The organism is Streptomyces sp. NPDC091292, assembly GCF_044757265.1.
Taxonomy (GTDB): domain Bacteria; phylum Actinomycetota; class Actinomycetes; order Streptomycetales; family Streptomycetaceae; genus Streptomyces.
This window is the reverse complement of record NZ_JBIVUQ010000033.1, coordinates 12249-29482: the sequence shown is the minus strand read 5'-3', so window position 1 is coordinate 29482 and position 17234 is coordinate 12249. Positions and strand designations below refer to the sequence as shown.

Genomic DNA, 17234 nt, shown 5'->3' with positions numbered 1-17234 from the left:
AGTAGCAGCTACGATGATGCTACCCGTCGGTAATAAGACGCAACCCCGGACCGTACAAGTGTGAGAAGGGTCCGGCCACGGGGACCCCGCCCCGCTCGGTACGCTTGCGCCCATGTACGGCTACGACCAGCACGCAGGCGGCACCGCCCCTGGGCAGCAGTACGCGCAGCCGCAGCCCCCGCCCCAGCAGCACATGCCCGGCGGGTACGGGCAGCCGCAGCAGCCGCTCTACCCCGAGCCGTCCCCGCCCTCGCTGGCGGACGCCGTGCGGGCCTTCACCACGGGGTCCCTGTCCGCCGAGGACTTCCAGCAGATCTTCGCCACGTCGAAGGTCTACTGCCCGCGCGGCGACAACCCGGGCTTCCTCGCGCTGCACAACACGCAGCAGCCGGTGATCCCCATGTTCACCTCGCTCAAGGAGCTGCGCCGGTACGCCGGCAAGGAGTCCAAGTACTTCGTGATCACGGGCGCCGAGGTCATCGACCTGCTGCCCACGGGGTACGGCTTCGTCCTCGACATGGAGGGCGACCACCGGATGGTCTTCGACGCGAAGGCGGTCGAGCAGATGGTCGACTTCGCGATGCGCCGGATGTACGGCTGACCGTTCCCCATGGGCGGCGTCGGTGCGCTCGGTGGCGTCGTCAGGCGGTGCCCAGGGCGTCGCGCAGGACGCCGACCGCCTGCGTGATCGCTCCCTGCGCCGCCTGCGTACCCCGCAGCGCGTTGAGCATCACGAAGTCGTGGATGATCCCCTGGTACCGGGTGCTGGTGACGGCGACCCCGGCCTGCCGGAGCTTGTTCGCGTACGCCTCGCCCTCGTCCCGCAGGACGTCCGCCTCACCGGTGATCACCAGCGCGGGCGGCAACCCGGTGAGCTGGTCGACGGTGGCGCGCAGCGGTGACGCGGTGATCTCCGCGCGCTGGTCCTCGTCGGTCGTGTACTGGTCCCAGAACCACCGCATGCCCTCGCGCGCGAGGAAGTACCCCTCGGCGAACTGCTCGTAGGAACCGGTGTCGAAGCGGGCGTCGGTGACCGGGTAGAAGAGGACCTGCTGGACCAGGGGTACGTCGCCGCGCTCCTTGGCCATCAGGGTGAGGGCGATGCTCATGTTGCCGCCGACGCTGTCCCCGGCGACCGCGATCCGGGAGGCGTCCAGATCCTTGCCCGCGCCGTCCGTGACGACCCAGCGGGCCACGGCGTAGTTCTGCTCGATGGCGACCGGATACCGGGCCTCGGGCGACAGGTCGTACTCGGGGAAGACCACGGCGGCCCGCGCGCCGACCGCGAGTTCACGTACCAGGCGGTCGTGGGTGTGGGCGTTGCCGAAGACCCAGCCTGCGCCGTGGAGGTAGACGATGACCGGCAGCGGGCCCGTGGCGCCCGCGGGCTTGACGATCCGGGTCTTCACCGAGCCGGTGGGGCCGCCGGACACGGTGATCCACTCCTCGTCCACCGCCGGCTTGGCGATCTCCCCGGACTGCACCTCGTCCACGGTCCTGCGCCCCTCCGCCGGGGGAAGCTGGAAGAGGAACGGCGGCTTCGCTGTGGCTTCGGCGAACTCGGCAGCGGCCTGTTCGAGGACCGGGGCGGTGGGGACGTACTCGGGCGTCGCGGACATGACGTACTCCTTGGTCGAGGGGAGCGGGGGCGGGGGGTCTGATGGACCCCGCCTGACTCAAAGCCTAGAGCACGATTGCCTCGTGCACAAGTAGAACGCTGCCGTTGAGATTGCTGACGTTGAGATTGCTCGATGGGAAATGTAGGCTCGCCTGCGAACGCACGACCGAGCGACACGACACGACCGCGCGAAGGGAGGACACCGATGAGCCCGATGAGCCCGATGAGCCCGAATGACGAGGCGCCTCAGGAGTTCTCGCTGCTCCTCGACGACCAACTGTGCTTCGCCCTGTACGCGGCATCGCGCGCGGTGACCCAGCGGTACCGGCCGCTCCTGGAGGAGCTGGGGCTCACGTACCCCCAGTACCTGGTCCTGCTGGTCCTCTGGGAGCACGGCACCGTGCCGGTCAAGGACATCGGTGCCGCACTCCAGCTCGACTACGGCACGCTCACGCCGCTGGTGAAGCGCTTGGAGGCGGCGGGGTTCGTCCGCCGTGAGCGCAGCCCCGAGGACGAGCGGACCGTCCGCGTCAGCCTCACCGACGAGGGCGCCGACCTGCGGGCCCTGGCGAGCACGGTGCCTGCCGCCATCGGCGACGCGATGGCGCTGTCGCCCCGGGACTCCGCCGAGGTCAAGCGGATCCTGCGGCAACTGACGGCGAACGTGTCGGCGGGAGCCTGACCCCGGCCGTTACTTCTACTTCTGCTCCGCCAGCTCGGTCCGGAAGAAGCCGGTCAGTTCGGTGACGGCGGGTCCGACGTACTCCTCCTTGTCGTACAGGTCGACATGGCCGGCGCCCTCGGCGGTACGGGCCGCGGCGGCGGCGTCGAGCATGCTCTGGAAGACGGCGGGGTCCTGGTGCCGTCCGGGCCGACGCGCGGGGGTGTCCGAGGCGGCCGGGGGAGCTACCAGGGACGATGCGGCCCGTGCGGGCCAGTACCAGGCGGTGCCTGATCGGGCTCCGGGAATGTCCGGGGACCGGGCGGTGTTCTGGGTGGCAAGAAGTTCTACGTTCAACTAAACTCGGCTCACGAACCAGGAGGTCCGACATGCCCGCTGTGACCGTCGAGAACCCGCTGACCCTGCCCCGGGTGACTGCGCCGACCAACGCCGTACCGCGTCCCGTGCTCGCCGTGACCACCGCGCCGAGCGGCTTCGAGGGCGAGGGTTTCCCGGTGCGCCGCGCGTTCGCCGGGATCAACTACAAGTACCTGGACCCGTTCATCATGATGGACCAGATGGGCGAGGTGGAGTACGCGCCGGGTGAGCCGAAGGGCACCCCGTGGCACCCGCACCGCGGCTTCGAGACCGTCACCTACATCATCGACGGCACCTTCATCCACCAGGACTCCAACGGCGGTGGCGGCACCATCACCAATGGCGACACCCAGTGGATGACGGCGGGCTCCGGGCTGTTGCACATCGAGGCGCCGCCGGAGGCACTGGTGGCGTCCGGCGGCCTGTTCCACGGCCTCCAGCTCTGGGTGAACCTTCCGGCCAAGGACAAGATGAAGGACCCGCGCTACCAGGACATCCGGGGTGGGCAGGTCCGGTTGCTGTCGACGGTGGACGGCGGCGCGCTGCTGCGGGTCATCGCCGGTGAGCTGGACGGCCACGAGGGCCCCGGCATCACGCACACGCCGATCACGATGGTCCACGCGACCGTCCGCCCCGGCGCCGAGGTCACGCTGCCGTGGCGCGAGGACTTCAACGGCCTCGCGTACGTGCTCGCGGGGCGCGGCACGGTGGGGACGGACCGGCGGCCCGTGCACAAGGGCCAGACGGCGGTGTTCGGCACGGGCTCGTCCCTGACGGTCCGCGCCGACGAGAAGCAGGACGCCCACACCCCCGACCTGGAGGTCGTCCTCCTGGGCGGCAGCCCGCTGCGCGAGCCGATGGCGCACTACGGCCCGTTCGTCATGAACACCAAGGCAGAACTCCAGCAGGCGTTCGAAGACTTCCAGAAGGGCCGACTGGGCACGATTCCGGCGGTCCACGGGATGTCGGAGGGCGGCCTGTGACAACGGCCGCCGCCAGGTGAACGGGGCCCTTCACTCGTAGCGCGTCCACGAGTGGGGGGTCCCGTGGCGAAGGGGTAGCCAGCATGCGTCTTCGCTGGATGGACTCTTGGACGGGCAGATCCGCTCGACGCTGACGCGGGGCGGGGACGAGGGTGTGTCTTCGGTGCCTTCGGCTTCATCGGCTTCATCGGCTTCATCGGTTTCGTCGGTCCACACGATCCAGAGGGCCTGTTCGGTGGCGCCGATGTCGTCCACGTACCCGTAGTGATCGCGGTGCGGGTGCAGGTCGAAATCACAGGTCAGCCATGAGAGGTGGGCGGCGTCCGCGTCAGGTAGGTGCTGGAGGATCTCTGCGAGCAACGGCTTGGGTACGACGATCTGCGCGGGGCAAGTCATGGGCTCTCTCCTGCTGGGTGCTTACGCGGCCCCGGGCCACCATTCGGGCATCGCGGGGCGGAGTTCGGTGGGGTACATCTCGTCGGCGACGGGGCCGACCTGGGCGTCCATGACGTGCAGCGGGCAGGCGTAGACCCCCAGGCAGTCGCCCGTGGAGCCGACGACTTCGTCCCGAACGCGCACGGCGGCTTCGGTGGGCTGCCCGCAGACGGTGCAGGTGGGAGCGGTTTTGGGTCCGCGTCCGGGTCCGGTCATGCGACGGCTCGGAACCTGAGGGTGTCGCCGCCTCCGAGGTCGCCGTGGATCACCGGGGGGCCGCCGTTCAGCCCCCGATCGGCCATGTCGACCAGCCACCGCCGGTGCGCCTGGATCTGCTGTTCGGGGGTGGGCCGGGGGCGTGGGGCGGCGTCGAGGTAGGGCCGGACAAGGGGAAGCCGGTCGACAAAAGGGTGATGGGCCTCTTCGGCGTACGGGCTCTTGAGGGCGGGTAATGGGCGGCGGGGTTTCGGGGTGGCGGCGGCGTGCGGTCCGCGAACTACGGTCGGTGCGCGGTGCGTTCCCGTGGCGGGGAAGAGCCATTCCCCGAGGGCGTGTAATGCCTTGGCGATAGGGTCGAACATGTCTTTCAGCTCCTTGGGCTGATCGACCACACCCCGGGACGGTTGGACGTCGCCGGGGCCTGCTGGTCCTGGAGTTGGGATTCAGTGGGGGCCCGACTTCGGTGCGCGGTCTGGCAGGACTCGCACCGGGGCCGGGGTCTCAGGGGGTGCCGGACGGCGGCCGTATCGGCCTGCTCCATCCCGACGGGGGTTTCTGCCGGTCCAGGCAGATGGATGTGCGGTCGTAGGTGGCCAGGGGAAGGAACGCCACCGGTCGTACGGTCCACTCGACCGTTGCCTCACGGGTGCGGATCACGAAGCCGACGGGTTCGCCCCGATGCAGGGCGGCGATGGCCGCGATGGATCCGCTGCCGTTCAGCCATTGAAAGGCCCGGCGCATCTCGGCTTCGGGAAGCGCCGAGACCAGTACCCGTACGCTCACCCGGATCCCGCGCACCGCTTGAACGGCGTTCGTCGTGGCACAGGTGGCGATGGACGACCCGTTACCTCGGCGGGGGGAGGGCCGGGTGACCCGCTCGCACCAATATCCCGGCCGAGTACGTAAGGGACTCGCTACGTGGCCCACCACCAGCTCCCCTCTCGGCGGGCTTGGTTGACCACCATGGGAGTGCGTGCCGGCAGGGCGCTTGTAAGCATCTCGATCCCCGGTCTCGGTGACGGTGCGTGCCCGCAGGCGGGAAGCCCACGGTGCGGAGTCGCAGACTCGGGGCGGCGTTGAAACGCCATCGCGAGGCGGCCGGCATGGGTCAAGAAGCGGGCGCGGAAGCGATCATGAAGTCCGTGACCAAGGTCAGCCGCATGGAGAACGGGCAGGTCTCGGCGTCCGCTCTCGAAGTGCGCACACTGCTTGCGTGTTACGGCGTCACGGATCCTGATGAACGCGCACGGTTGGAAGGGTGGGCAAGGGCAAGTAACGAGCGGGGCTGGTGGCTTGACTATCAAGAAACCCTGCGTCCTGACTATGCCGACCACATTACCTTGGAAAGTGATGCTACCTGCATCCGCACGTGGGAGCCTGCGCTAATTCCTGGGCTTCTCCAGACGCCGGAATATGCTGAGTCGGTCATCACTGTCGGACCTACCGCCATTCCAGCTCAGCGCGTAAGGGAATTGGTTAAGGTGCGTCAGGAACGGCAACGCAGAATTGAGTCAGGTGGCACTCAATTCGAGGCCATCATTTGGGAGCCTGCGATAAGGGCGCTGAGTGAAGGGGTGGTTGGGCATGTGGGTCAACTTGAACACCTGTTGACAGTCGGACAGCGATCCAATGTCACTCTTCAGATCGTGCCGCACGCTGAGAGTGTCGTTGCTGGCATGAGTGGCCCGTTCGTGGCGTTCTCGTTCGGTGACGATCCAACTATTGAGGCGGTAACCTTCAACAATCCTGCGAGTACGAGTGTCATTGAGTCGCCGGAAGAACTGGCTCTTTACTCAAGCATCTTTTCTCAGCTACGCTCAGTAGCAATGTCGCCGGGTGAGAGCATGGACCAAATCCGGGCAATGCTCGATGGCGACCCGCAGAACACAAAAGAGGCATCATGACACCTGAGATCGTCAGTGCGTTCCGCAAGTCGTCCTACTCGGACCAGCTGGGCAACTGCGTTGAGCTGGCGCGCACCGCGGACGGTGGCCGCGTCGTGCGTGACAGCAAGTCCCTGGACGAAGGTGTGCAGTTCCATTCCGCGCGGCCATGGGCTTCGTTCATGACGGCACTCAAGGACAGTGCGTTCCCGACTCGTTGAGTCACAGCCCGCTGGGGCCCGGCCCTGGTCATCGGGCACGGGGCTTTATGGCGGCTGCGAGCGCCGAAGGGGCCGGAGTCTGAGCGCAGACCGGGCACCGGAATGTGAGACACCGCCATGAGGAGGCACGTCCGTGAGCGCATCCGCAGACCCCGGTCACCCGGTCACGGGCCGGGTCAAGTCCTCGTATGGTCGGGCCTGGTGGACCTCGCCCGCAGGTCCACCCTCTGACCCGAATCCGGGACTTGGCCTCTGTTCCATGCGACTACGTGACTGACCTCGGGCCGTGCCATCACACCCGACCAGCGGGAGGCGGCCCGTGTCCGTGGATGGCTCCAGCCCCGTAAGCCCTGCGGGTTCCGTGTTGGGCCGGCGTATTTCCGGGATTCCACTCGAATCCGGGCGTACCATGACCCGGGCCAAAATCGTCCACCGGCCCTCACCCCGACCGTCGTCCACCTCAACTACCGGCCCGACGCCCGCCGGCCACCCCGGCCGTAGACGTGCTGGCTCGTCGGGCCGTCGCGCTGAGCTGGTAGGGAGGGCTCTCCGGGAGGGACTCCGCGTGGAACCGCTGGAAGCGCCGTCGGCGATCGACCCGAGCATGCCGGGCGATCTCCGCCCTGAGTACGTCTGGTACACCGCCTACGGCTCCAATACGGACGTGGAGCGTCTGCGGCTCTACATCCAGGGCGGTCGGTCGGACGGTGCTAGCCGGATCTATCCGGGGTGCCGGGATCGGCGGATGCCCCGCCGTTCGATGCCGGTGGAGATGGCCGGGGTGATGTACTTCGCGACCGAGTCGGCGGTGTGGGGAGGCGGGCGGGCGTTCTACGACGCCTGGGGCGAAGGTCGCGTTCTGGCCAGAGCACACCTGGTGACGGCCGGGCAGTTCGCGGACATCGCGGCGCAGGAGATGTACCGGGAGCCGGGGCCGGAACTCGACCTCAGGGACGTATTGACCAGGGGGAAGGCGACCTTGGGCGACGGTCGCTACGAAACACTCGTGTACGCGGGTCAGCGCGACGGCGTACCGCTGCTGACCTTCACCGCCCCGTGGGGCCTGACCGACGTCCGCGGGAACCCCCCATCGGCCCCCTACCTCCGCCATATCGCCTCCGGCCTCCACTCGACCGGTGCCTGGGACACGGAGACGATCGCTTCCTATCTCGCGGCGTGCCCCGGTGCGGCCGGCCACTGGACGGAGGCAGCCGTCACCGATCTGCCCCTCCCGCCTACCCCTCCGTCAACAACGGATCGAACGGTGTGGTCTGGTCCCGGGCCGTCATGAAGGCCAGAAAGTCTCTGATGAAAGCGGAGCGGGAGTAGCGGGGTTCCGTGCCCGGTTTTTCGACGCGGAAGGCCGTTTGGAACAGGGCGTGGTACTCCGTCGCGTCGATGAATCCGTTGCCGTCCGTGTCCGTGACCGTGAAAAGGACCTCGGCGACCCTGATCAGTGCCGGTCCGGCCAGGGACGGCACGGCGGCGGCGTACTCCTGCCTGCTGACGCGGCCGTCGCCGTCGGTGTCGAGGGCTTCCTGAAGTTCCCGCCACCAATCCGCGTACGCCTTGTAAAGCTTGGTCTCCTGGGGTTCGTCCAGGTCCAGGCGGGTGGACAATTCCCTTGCCATGGCCGCGATATCGGGCCAGTCGAGGTAACCGTTGCCGGTCTGGTCGAGTACTTCGGTGAAGAATTCCTCGGCGTTCCGGTGTCCATCCGCCGCCGCCGCCGACGACGCCCCCTCCGCCGGACCGTGTCGTACCGGAAAAGGTGTGACCAGACGGAACAGGGCGCCCGCCCTTTTCATCCGGTCGCGCAGGGCCACGAGGCTCACGGCGCGGGGGTCGTCGCTGTCGGGGGAGAGGTAGAGCAGGCTGGTGATGTTCTCCGTGCGCACCCACGCGTCGGGGAGGAAACGGGTCAGACCGGCCGCCAAGTACGCGCCCTGCATCAGGGCCTGGGCGCCCGGGACTTCGGGCAGACCGGCCCGGCGGCGGAAGGGCTCCGGGAGGGACGCCACCGTGACCGTGCCGACGACCGGGCCCGCGAGCGCCCGGCCCGCCGCCCACACCGTCGGCAGACCGTTCAGCAGAGGCGGCGCCGGAAGGTGGTCGAAGAGTTTGAAGAGGATGATGCGCAGGGCCTCCGTGTTCTCCAACTCCTCCTCCACCATGCGGTCGTAGTACGGCCAGAACTCCTTCAGCGTCGGTGGCAGATGGCCCCCCGTGTCGTCCAGGGCCCGGAAGAACGCATGAAATTCGGCGTACAGCCGCTCCATCGCCGCCGGTTCGAGCGGCTGCCCGCTCAGCCTGCGCATGGTGAGCGCGCTTTCGAACAGGGTCGCGACGACCCAGGCGCGGACCTCGGGGTCCATGGCGTCGTACGGCCGGCTCCGTTCGTCCGTACCGCTCAGCCGCGCGTGCATACGGTTGAGCCGCGCCGCCTCCCGGCGCCGCACCTCGTCGTCGTCGCCGAACATCCGCTGGAGACTCACCAGGGTGTTGCGCAGCCGTCGCCACGGGTGCGCCACGAACGTCGAGTTGTCGATCAGGGCCGCCCCGATCTGCGGGTGGGCGGCCTCCAGGACCGTCGCGCGCAGGACGGCCAGGGCCCAGCGCGGATCGTTGAAGAAGCCGTGGAACTCGGCGTCGGGCCCGAAGAGGCTGCCGGGGGGTGTCGGTGCCGGGGGTGCAGGGGTCACGGGTGGGGGGCTCCCTTTACTCGCGGGGGTACGCCGCCGAAGCGGCGGTCGCGTTGCCGGTACGTGTGCAGGCACTCCAGGAAGTGCGGCGCGCGGAAGTCGGGCCAGAGCACGGGCGGGAAGATCCACTCGGCGTAGGCCACCTGCCAGAGCATGAAGTTGGAGATGCGCTGTTCGCCGGAGGTCCGGATGACCAGGTCCACATCAGGGGTGTCGGGGAAGGGCAGATGCGCGGCGAAGTGCCGCTCGTCGACGGCTTCGGCGGGCACACCGCTGCGGATGAGCGAACGGGCCGCCTCCACGATGTCCCCCCGCCCGCCGTGGTCGAAGGCGACCGTCAGCGTCATGCCCCGGTTCCGGCCGGTCAGCGTCATCAGATCGGCGAAGTCCCGGGCCAGCGACGCCGGAATCCTCGGGTCCGTCGCGCCGAGCACGCGGCAGCGGATGCCGCGCGCGTGCAGCAGGGGCGCGTGTTTGCGTACGACGCGGCGCACCAGGCGCATCAGGAAGTCGATCTCGCCGCTCGGGCGCCGCCAGTTCTCGGTGGAGAAGGCGTACAGGCTCAGCCACTCCACGCCCGCGCCGCGCGCCGCCTCGATGGTGTCGATCACCGCCGCTTCCGCCGCGCGGTGACCCGCCGTACGGGAGAGGGCGCGCTGCTCGGCCCAGCGGCCGTTGCCGTCCATCACACAGGCGACGTGACGGGGGGCGGGGCGGGGGGCGGCGCGCGGGACGGGGGGCGACGGTACGGGAGTTGGCGGTACGGGGCTCGGCGGCGGTACGGGGCTGGGCGCGGCTTCATCAGAAGGGCGGGGCGCCGGCACGGACGCGGAAGGGGACGCGGATATACGGGCGGACGACGAGGCCGACGTACCGATCCCTCGTTCACCCGTCACACGTGCTCCCCCCGCATCGACCCCCAGCAGCGTGCCGGTACCTGCCCCCCGACACACCGCGATCCCGGCGGATTTCATCCACAGCACGCCTGTCCGGTTTCGCGTGGTCGGAGCGGCCGGGTTTTGGACAGCGCCCGGGAATCCTCCCGGCGGGGCGGGACCTCCGGGATAAAAAGGGCAGTCCCGAATGAGGAGGACCACCCGTGGAACTCGGACCCGTCGGCATATGGAGCCTGGCCTTTACGCAGGGGGACCGCGGCGAGGCGCGCGACGCCGCCGCCGAGGCCGAGGAGTTGGGGTACGGGGCTCTCTGGCTCGGCGGGAGCCCCGGGGGCAATCCCAGCGGTGACCTCGTCGGCGCCGCCGAACTCCTGGGCGCCACCCGTCGGATCACGGTCGCGACCGCCTGCGTGTCCATCTGGGCACAGCCCGCCGACCGGCTCGCCGCCACCTACCACGCCCTGCCGCCCCACCAGCGGGCCCGACTGCTGGTGGGCCTCGGCGTCAGCCACGCCGACTTCGTCGACCGCTACCACCGCCCGTACACCGCGCTCAGCTCCTACCTCGACGCGCTGGACGCCGCCGTACCGCCACTGCCTGCCGCCGCCCGCGTCATCGGCGCGCACGGCCCACGGATGACGCGCCTGGCCGCCGACCGGTGCCTGGGCGTGCACCCCTATCTGGTGGATGCCGCGCACATCGCGCGGGCCAGGTCCGAGCTGGGGAAGGGGCCGCTGCTCGCGGTGGAGCAGACCGTTGTCCCGCACACCGATCCGGAGACCGCCCGCGACCGGGCCCGCGCCATGCTCGCCTCGTACCTGGATCTCCCCAACTACCGGGGCGCCTGGCTGCGCGCCGGATTCACCGAGGACGATCTGGCCGGTGGCGGCAGCGATGAGCTGGTCGACGCCCTGTTCCTGCACGGGAGTTGGGAGGAGATCGCCTCCCGGCTCGCCAAGTTGCGGACGGCCGGTGCCGATCACATCGCCGTGCAGATCGTCTCGGCGGATCCCCGGCACTTCGCCCGCGCGGCGTGGCGGGACCTCGCCGCCGCCCTGCCGTCCCCCTGGGACGGCCGGTGCCGCTGATACCTGGCTGACACAGTTTCGTGCGGTCGTGGAAACGGCGCCCTGATCAGGCGGATGCCGTCCGCTCGCAGGCTCGGTGAGGCGCACGGAGTTCCGTGGGCGTCGGGCCGGGAGGGGTGGTTGTCGGTGAGCGTTCGCCGGATGTCGATGTCGATGTGGATGCGGATACGGGGTGTCCGGAGGGGGATCGGGGCCTCCGTCGCCGTGTCATCCCTCGTCGCCCTGATCATGGCCGCCCACACCCTCGTACCGAACGGCCCCCGCACCGGAAACCTCGGCAGCCTCCTGGCGACCTTCCTGCCCTGGCTGGGTCTCGCCGTGCCCGTGCTCGCGGCCCTCGCGGTGATACGTCGGTCCGCGACTGCCGGTGCCGCCGTGCTGCTGCCGGCCGTCGTCTGGTGCTCCCTGTTCGGCGGCGTGCTCCTCGACAAGCGGTCGCCGGGCGGCGGGGACCTCACCGTGGTCAGCCACAACGTCGGCGACGACAACCCGGACCCGGCCGGTACCGCCCGCCTGCTCGCCGCGTCCGGAGCCGAGTTGATCGCCCTGGAGGAGATGTCCGCCGACACGGCGCCCGCGTACGAACGCGCCCTCGCCGGCGCCTACCCGTACCACGAGGTACGGGACACGGTCGGGCTGTGGAGCGCCTATCCGCTGCGGGACGTGGACGCCGTCGCGATCATGCCGTGGACCCGCTCCCTGCGGGCCACCGCCGACACCCCGAAGGGCCCGCTCGCCGTGTACGTCGCCCATCTCGCCTCGGTACGCGTCGTCCCCGGTGCCGGATTCGCCACGGCGCGGCGGAACGAGGCCGCGCGGGCGCTCGCCGACGCCGTACGGGACGAGCCGCTGCCCCGGGTCGTCGTACTGGGCGACTTCAACGGCACCGCCGACGACCGCGCGCTCTCCCCGGTGACCTCTCAGTTGCGGTCGGCCCAGGAGGAGGCCGGGGCCGGGTTCGGGTTCACCTGGCCCGCCGCGTTCCCGGTGGCCCGTATCGACCAGATTCTCGTACGCGGCGCCACGCCCGCCGCTGCCTGGACCCTGCCGGCCACGGGGAGCGACCATCTGCCGGTCGCGGCGTCACTGCGGCTGTGAGGCGGCGGGATGCCGTGCGGCGGGATGTCGTGGCGGATCTTGCGACAATCGGGGGATCGGCGTGCGCCGAGCGCGTCGTACACCCGCAGGGAGGAAACGCGTGTCCTCAGCCCCGGAGACCACCGAGACCCCGAAGCCGTTACGGACGCTGGGATTCCTGACCATCGGGCTGTTCGACCCGGCCGATCCACGGTCGGGGCACGAATCGACCCTCGGGATCATCGAGTTGGGTGAGCGGCTGGGGTTCGACAGTGCGTGGGTGCGGCACCGGCATCTCCAGTACGGCATTTCGTCGCCCGTCGCCGTGCTCGCGGCGGCCACCCAGCGCACCAGCCGCATCCAGCTCGGCACCGCCGTCATCCCGCTCGGCTGGGAGAACCCGCTGCGCCTCGCCGAGGACCTGGCGACCGTCGACATCCTGTCCGGAGGCCGCCTCAATCCGGGCGTCAGCGTCGGCCCGCCGATGCAGTACGCACGCGTGAAGGACGCCCTCTACCCGGACACCGCCGACGCCGAGGACTTCAGCTACGAGCGCGTACGGCGGCTCATGGGCTTTCTGCGCGGCGAACCGGCCAGCGACTTCAGCGGCACCGAGGGCATCGAGGTGTTCTCGGACCGGGTCCAGCCGCAGGCGGCGGGGCTCGCACAGCGGATGTGGTACGGGGGTGCCAGCCTGCGGTCGGCCCGCTGGGCGGGCGAACAGGGCATGAACTACCTGACGAGCAGCGTGGTGAAGGCGGAGGAGTCCTCCGGCGAGGCACCGGACTTCGCGGCGATCCAGCTCTCCCACATCCGGGCCTTCCGCGCCCACCACCCCGACGGCGACCGCGCCCGTGTCTCGCACGGACTCGTCGTCATCCCGACCGACTCCGCCACGGCGGGGCAGCGCGCGAAGTACGAGGAGTACGCGAGAAAACGGCTGGCGCGGACCACCGAGCCGCAGGGCCCGGCGCGGCTGATGTTCTCGCCGGACTACGTCGGCACGTCGGCCGAGATCGCCGAACGCCTGCACGCGCACGTCGCGTTCCGGGAGATCGACGAGGTGGCGTTCGCGCTCCCCTTCAGCTTCGACCATGAGGACTACGTACAGATCCTCACGGACATCGCTACGAGGCTCGGCCCCGCTCTGGGCTGGCGCCCTGCCGCGACGGGCTGAGCAATTCCAGGGCCTCGGCCCACCGGAAGGGTTCCGTTCCGATCAGGACGCCCATGTCGCGCAGCCGGTCGAGGCTCTGCCGGTAGGCGGGGTGGGCGGCCTGGGCCGCGTTCAGGTACGGGAGCGCGGCGATGGGGACGCCGAGGCCGTGGGCCTCGCAGAGGATGCCGAGGGCGAGGGTGTCGGAGATGCCGGCCGCCCATTTGTTGACGGTGTTGAAGGTGGCCGGCGCGACGGCGATGGCGTCGGGCGCCGGAAGCGGCCGGGGTTCCCCGGGCGCCCGCCAGGCCGACCGGATCGGATACCCGGTACGGGACTCGACGTCCGCGGCGTCGATGAACCCGAGGGCTTGCGGCGTAGCAACCACCCCCACCTCCCACCCACCCGCCTGAGCGGCCCGGATCAAGACGCCCACCTCGCTGGCGACCCCGGCAGCACACACGACGACATACAGGAACGGCTTCGCACTCACACGGTCTCCTGACGGGTCCGACGGACTTCTGTCCGTACTCCACGATGACCTGTCAGTGGAGGGGTTCGGTTTCGGGGTCGGTGATGTTCCAGGAGTGAGGGTCGGGGTGGGGCGAGTAGAGAGTGCAGGCGTCGTCGTCGGGTCCGCCGAGGGTTTCGCACCAGGGGAGGTTTTCGTAGCGGGGGGTGGCGTCTTCGGTGGTCCAGCGGGCCCACAGTGCGTGGCTGGGTTGGTGGCCCCAGTCCCAGACGTGGTCGGCGTGTTCACCGGGGTGGTGGTGGGCGAGTTCGCAGCGGGCGCGGGTGGGGGCGTCGGCGAGGTCGCTGCCGAGGACGCGGCCCTGTCCGGCGAGGATGGCGAAGAGGAGGGGGGTGGGGGGTAGGGGGGTGGTGGCTTGGCAGGGGCGCATGGCTGTTCCTGGTGGGGAGAGAGAGGGCGGGGCGGGCGTCGGTGCGGGAAATCTGGTCAGCCGGGAGTGCCGGCGGGCGGGGTGGGGGCGGCGAGGGTGCTGTCCCGGTCGAGCGGCAGCGCCTCGCGGAGCCTCACGGCGGACTCGACCCGCAGCGCGCCGAGTTCGATGTACGCGCGCCCCGATCCCGTCACGAAGCCACGGACCCGTGACACCTCGGCCTCGGGCACACCGACGCGGATGAGCGCGGCGCGCATCAGAGCGGCCAGATGATCGGCCTCCGCTCGGGCGGCCTTGTACTGATCCATGGGCATCACCGCACCGCCTCTTGTAAAGCGTGGAGGGGGTCGGCGTAATGGGAGTTCGTCATGGTGGTGTCTCCTCCGTTCCTTGGCTCGCTCTATGCAACCGCCCGGTTACGCAGAGGGGTACCGTGGAAAGGAAGACAGGAGTTAAGTGCGTTAAGCCGCGAGAGCACGGGAGTTGACGCCAGTGACGACGACACGACAGCCGAACGTCGGGCTGGAGCGGCTGTATCGCCAGACTGGATGGACCCTGCGGCAGTTCGCCCAAGCGGTGAACCGCATCGGAACCGAGCAGGGAACACCACTCAAGTACACGCAGCCGTCCATTCATCAGTGGTTACAGGGGCATATGCCACGCGAGGCGGTGCGTCCGCTCATCCTCGAAGCGCTGTCCCGGAGACTTCACCGGCCCGTCACGTTCGGCGAGGCGGGCTTCCCCGCGTCGCCCGATCAGTTGAAACAACCCGCCGATACTGTGCAGGGGTTGTGCGATTTAGGGAGGGAAGACATGGATCCGTCCCGCCGGGGCGTCCTTGGCGCCGGGCTTTTCTCTGTAGCACTCACCATTCCGGGCTGGCCCGATGTGGTGGGCCGCATGGATGCGATCAAGACTGATCCGCGGCGGCGCATCGGACAGGCGGAAGTTCAGACGGTCACGGCGATGACTGAACGCCTGTCGGACCTTGATGGCGACTTCGGTGGGCGCTATGCGCGTCCGATGGCTGCCGCTTTCCTGGTCAACACTGTTGCCCCCTACTTGCAGGCGAGCGCTTCAAGCGAAATCCGCAAGTCGATGATGTCCGCCGCTTCTCTTCTCTGCTACCTCACCGGATGGATGGCGGTGGACGAGGGGGCGCACGGCCGAGCACAGAAGTACTACGTCAAGAGTTTGGAGCTTGCGGGCGCCTGCGGCGACCACATGACCTACTGCCATGTCCTGCGCGGCATGTCGGTGCAGGCCGCAAATCTCGGCCACGGCACTACGGCCGTACGACTGGCAGACGCCGCCGCAGAGGCATCGCCCAAGTCCAGCGCCCGAATGCGCGCCTTCTACGCCGGGCAACAAGCACATTCCTACGCACTGGCGGGCGAAAAGACGAACGCGCTGGACAGCCTGCGCCGGGCGGAACGCGCGGTGAACCAGGCGGAGAGCCAAATCGGGGCGTTCGGCGGTTTCAGCTCGTCGACGCTGGCGTACGCCACCTCGGAGGTCCGGCACGCACTGGGTGACGCGAAAGGGAGCGTCGAATCCCTTCGCGATCATTTTCGGCTACGGGACTCCACCGACAGCAAGCGGTCAGAGATCAAGTTCGGTGCGATGCTGGCCGAACGGCAATTGAAGGTGGGACACCTGGAAGAAGCGTGCGGAACTTGGAACAAGGTACTGGACGGCTACCCGGAGATGCACTCCGGGCGGGTGGACGAACAGGTCGCCAGAATCCCCTCCTTGCTCATGCCGTACCAAAAGAACCCAACCGCCCGACAACTCCTGGAACGCGCGGCTTCCGTCTCCGTGAAAACCCGTCCGTGACTAGAAGGGCCTCGACGGCTCGGTACCGGGCAGGGCAAATCCGGTCGCGTGCTGCCGGACGTGCGAAGGAGCCTTCAGGGCCCTCGTCAGTGACCAGGGAGTGGTGAGTGGCGGACGGGCGATGGCGGAAAGTCACTGAAGACCATTGGCGGGCAGCCCAGTTGATCTGGGACTACCATCACATGCGCCACGAGCCACGCCCCTGCGATGCGGCCATCGCACTGGGTTGCAACGATCTCGGCGTCAGCACCTACGCCGCCCATCTGTACGAGACCGGGCTCTTCCCCACTCTGGTGTTCACCGGTGGCAACAGTCCGGCCACTTCCGAGATTTTTCCGCGCGGCGAGGCGGTGCACTTTCGGGAACACGCCCTCACACTCGGCGTTCCGGACCAGGCGATGTTGCTGGAGACAGGCGCCGCCAACACAGGGCAGAACATCGCTTACGCCCGTGACGTCCTGACCGCAGCCGGAGTCCGCCCACGCTCCGCACTGCTGATCACCATGCCCTATATGGAGCGGCGGGCCTTCGCCACGTGTCGCAAGCAGTGGCCCGACGTCCACGTGGTCTGCGCCTCCGACCCCTTGTCGTTCGACGCCTACCTCAAAGTCATGGGCGACGAGGAGGCCGTGATCGACATGATGGTCGGCGACCTGCAGCGAGTGATCGAGTACCCGGCACTCGGGTTCGCCATCTCGCAGGACGTCCCCGAGGACGTACATGCCGCCTACGAATCTCTCCTCCACGCAGGCTTCACCAGCCGCCTCATCGCTTCCTGACCCCCCACCCCAGGCGGCCCGTGCGCCATTCACCAGCCGTGATCGCCACGGACTTGGAGTCGAAGAACCAGAAGTCGGGGACGTTCTCCAAAGGGTCGGTGTGTGAACGGAGTTCTTCGACCCAGCCCGCGTTGTAGTCGATCGGCTGTGCCTGGCCGGCCAGGAACGCGTGAAAGGCTTCCACACTCCCGGAATTGCTGTAGTCGTCCAAGGTTTCCAGGCGGAACGCCTCATGCTCGAACGAGTCGAAGAGGTCGCCGATGGTCTTGGTGACATTCATGCTCCGGGTTCCCCTCTGCCATGTACTCCACGTTCGGTTCGATGGTCCCGAGGGGCGAGCGTGCCGGTCAAGTCATCACCGTTGACGGAACGGGAAACTACGTAAATGGAGTTCTGTGGA

The 17234-nt window shown here is 68.9% G+C and carries 22 protein-coding genes and 1 pseudogene; 11 read left to right on the top strand and 12 right to left on the bottom strand.

What is annotated here, in order from left to right:
* The first annotated feature begins 112 nt into the window (after positions 1 to 112).
* Positions 113 to 601, top strand: coding sequence for an SseB family protein (locus ACIQNU_RS41550; RefSeq protein ID WP_401377217.1), 489 nt, complete (start codon positions 113 to 115; stop codon positions 599 to 601).
* Between the two features lie 40 nt (positions 602 to 641).
* Here the strand turns inward: ACIQNU_RS41550 and ACIQNU_RS41545 are convergent, their stop codons facing one another.
* Positions 642 to 1619 carry an alpha/beta hydrolase gene (locus ACIQNU_RS41545; RefSeq protein WP_401377214.1) on the bottom strand — a complete coding sequence of 326 codons (978 nt, stop codon included), beginning with the start codon at positions 1617 to 1619 and terminating at the stop codon, positions 642 to 644.
* 204 nt (positions 1620 to 1823) lie between these two features.
* On the opposite strand from ACIQNU_RS41545, the gene ACIQNU_RS41540 reads away from it, so the two are divergent.
* Positions 1824 to 2300: a MarR family winged helix-turn-helix transcriptional regulator gene (locus tag ACIQNU_RS41540; protein ID WP_401377211.1), complete on the top strand. Its 477-nt coding sequence runs from the start codon at positions 1824 to 1826 to the stop codon at positions 2298 to 2300.
* 15 nt (positions 2301 to 2315) lie between these two features.
* Here ACIQNU_RS41540 and ACIQNU_RS41535 read toward each other — a convergent pair whose 3' ends face one another.
* On the bottom strand, positions 2316 to 2636 hold the full coding sequence (locus ACIQNU_RS41535) for a hypothetical protein (protein WP_401377208.1): 321 nt from the start codon (positions 2634 to 2636) through the stop codon (positions 2316 to 2318).
* A gap of 32 nt (positions 2637 to 2668) precedes the next feature.
* Between ACIQNU_RS41535 and ACIQNU_RS41530 the strand changes: the two genes are divergently transcribed.
* The gene (locus ACIQNU_RS41530) at positions 2669 to 3640 is read left to right on the top strand and encodes a pirin family protein (RefSeq protein ID WP_401377205.1); all 972 of its coding nucleotides are present in this window, start codon (positions 2669 to 2671) and stop codon (positions 3638 to 3640) included.
* Positions 3641 to 3670: 30 nt separating this feature from the next.
* On the opposite strand, the gene ACIQNU_RS41525 is transcribed toward ACIQNU_RS41530, so the two are convergent.
* The 4 genes from ACIQNU_RS41525 to ACIQNU_RS41510 all read right to left on the bottom strand — a co-directional run bounded on the left by ACIQNU_RS41525 (position 3671) and on the right by ACIQNU_RS41510 (position 5077).
* Entirely contained in the window at positions 3671 to 4036 is a 366-nt protein-coding gene (locus ACIQNU_RS41525) for a hypothetical protein (protein WP_401377202.1), read from the bottom strand.
* A 21-nt stretch (positions 4037 to 4057) separates the two neighbouring features.
* A complete protein-coding gene (locus tag ACIQNU_RS41520; protein WP_401377199.1) occupies positions 4058 to 4219 on the bottom strand; it encodes a hypothetical protein in 162 nt (53 codons plus the stop codon).
* A 68-nt stretch (positions 4220 to 4287) separates the two neighbouring features.
* A complete protein-coding gene (locus ACIQNU_RS41515; protein ID WP_401377196.1) occupies positions 4288 to 4686 on the bottom strand; it encodes a hypothetical protein in 399 nt (132 codons plus the stop codon).
* A 109-nt stretch (positions 4687 to 4795) separates the two neighbouring features.
* Entirely contained in the window at positions 4796 to 5077 is a 282-nt protein-coding gene (locus ACIQNU_RS41510; RefSeq protein ID WP_401377193.1) for a hypothetical protein, read from the bottom strand.
* 242 nt (positions 5078 to 5319) lie between these two features.
* Here ACIQNU_RS41510 and ACIQNU_RS41505 point away from each other — a divergent pair, with 242 nt between their 5' ends.
* From ACIQNU_RS41505 to ACIQNU_RS41495, 3 genes are all read left to right on the top strand, one after another.
* On the top strand, positions 5320 to 6198 hold the full coding sequence (locus tag ACIQNU_RS41505) for a helix-turn-helix domain-containing protein (protein WP_401377190.1): 879 nt from the start codon (positions 5320 to 5322) through the stop codon (positions 6196 to 6198).
* Complete coding sequence (locus ACIQNU_RS41500; protein ID WP_401377188.1) at positions 6195 to 6398, top strand: DUF397 domain-containing protein; 204 nt, start codon at positions 6195 to 6197, stop codon at positions 6396 to 6398. Before ACIQNU_RS41505 ends, ACIQNU_RS41500 begins: the two co-directional genes overlap by 4 nt.
* A 604-nt stretch (positions 6399 to 7002) precedes the next feature.
* Positions 7003 to 7689: a histone deacetylase gene (locus ACIQNU_RS41495; protein ID WP_401377350.1), complete on the top strand. Its 687-nt coding sequence runs from the start codon at positions 7003 to 7005 to the stop codon at positions 7687 to 7689.
* Here ACIQNU_RS41495 and ACIQNU_RS41490 read toward each other — a convergent pair.
* Together ACIQNU_RS41490 and uppS are read right to left on the bottom strand one after the other, a co-directional pair.
* A complete protein-coding gene (locus tag ACIQNU_RS41490; RefSeq protein ID WP_401377185.1) occupies positions 7634 to 9100 on the bottom strand; it encodes an oxygenase MpaB family protein in 1467 nt (488 codons plus the stop codon). The genes ACIQNU_RS41495 and ACIQNU_RS41490 overlap by 56 nt on opposite strands.
* The gene (gene uppS / locus ACIQNU_RS41485) at positions 9097 to 9786 is read right to left on the bottom strand and encodes a polyprenyl diphosphate synthase (RefSeq protein ID WP_401377348.1); all 690 of its coding nucleotides are present in this window, start codon (positions 9784 to 9786) and stop codon (positions 9097 to 9099) included. Before uppS ends, ACIQNU_RS41490 begins: the two co-directional genes overlap by 4 nt.
* A gap of 413 nt (positions 9787 to 10199) precedes the next feature.
* Between uppS and ACIQNU_RS41480 the strand changes: the two genes are divergently transcribed.
* From ACIQNU_RS41480 to ACIQNU_RS41470, 3 genes are all read left to right on the top strand, one after another.
* Positions 10200 to 11084, top strand: a complete 885-nt coding sequence (locus ACIQNU_RS41480; RefSeq protein ID WP_401377183.1) for a TIGR03620 family F420-dependent LLM class oxidoreductase — start codon at positions 10200 to 10202, stop codon at positions 11082 to 11084.
* Positions 11085 to 11237: 153 nt separating this feature from the next.
* Entirely contained in the window at positions 11238 to 12182 is a 945-nt protein-coding gene (locus ACIQNU_RS41475) for an endonuclease/exonuclease/phosphatase family protein (RefSeq protein WP_401377345.1), read from the top strand.
* 100 nt (positions 12183 to 12282) lie between these two features.
* Positions 12283 to 13338, top strand: coding sequence for an LLM class flavin-dependent oxidoreductase (locus ACIQNU_RS41470; RefSeq protein WP_401377180.1), 1056 nt, complete (start codon positions 12283 to 12285; stop codon positions 13336 to 13338).
* Here the strand turns inward: ACIQNU_RS41470 and ACIQNU_RS41465 are convergent.
* Genes ACIQNU_RS41465 through ACIQNU_RS41455 form a run of 3 tightly spaced genes read right to left on the bottom strand, consistent with a single transcriptional unit; the run spans position 13289 to position 14527 of the window.
* Positions 13289 to 13810, bottom strand: a complete 522-nt coding sequence (locus ACIQNU_RS41465; RefSeq protein WP_401377177.1) for a flavoprotein — start codon at positions 13808 to 13810, stop codon at positions 13289 to 13291. The two genes, ACIQNU_RS41470 and ACIQNU_RS41465, sit on opposite strands and share 50 nt — an antisense overlap.
* A 52-nt stretch (positions 13811 to 13862) precedes the next feature.
* On the bottom strand, positions 13863 to 14219 hold the full coding sequence (locus ACIQNU_RS41460) for a hypothetical protein (protein ID WP_401377175.1): 357 nt from the start codon (positions 14217 to 14219) through the stop codon (positions 13863 to 13865).
* Between the two features lie 56 nt (positions 14220 to 14275).
* On the bottom strand, positions 14276 to 14527 hold the full coding sequence (locus tag ACIQNU_RS41455; RefSeq protein ID WP_401377172.1) for a hypothetical protein: 252 nt from the start codon (positions 14525 to 14527) through the stop codon (positions 14276 to 14278).
* Between the two features lie 184 nt (positions 14528 to 14711).
* Between ACIQNU_RS41455 and ACIQNU_RS41450 the strand changes: the two genes are divergently transcribed.
* Together ACIQNU_RS41450 and ACIQNU_RS41445 are read left to right on the top strand one after the other, a co-directional pair.
* On the top strand, positions 14712 to 16055 hold the full coding sequence (locus ACIQNU_RS41450; protein ID WP_401377170.1) for a tetratricopeptide repeat protein: 1344 nt from the start codon (positions 14712 to 14714) through the stop codon (positions 16053 to 16055).
* A 107-nt stretch (positions 16056 to 16162) separates the two neighbouring features.
* Complete coding sequence (locus ACIQNU_RS41445) at positions 16163 to 16834, top strand: YdcF family protein (protein WP_401377168.1); 672 nt, start codon at positions 16163 to 16165, stop codon at positions 16832 to 16834.
* A gap of 40 nt (positions 16835 to 16874) precedes the next feature.
* Here ACIQNU_RS41445 and ACIQNU_RS41440 read toward each other — a convergent pair.
* Positions 16875 to 17114 (bottom strand): annotated as a pseudogene (locus ACIQNU_RS41440) (DUF6879 family protein); the annotation flags it as partial.
* Positions 17115 to 17234: the final 120 nt, after the last annotated feature.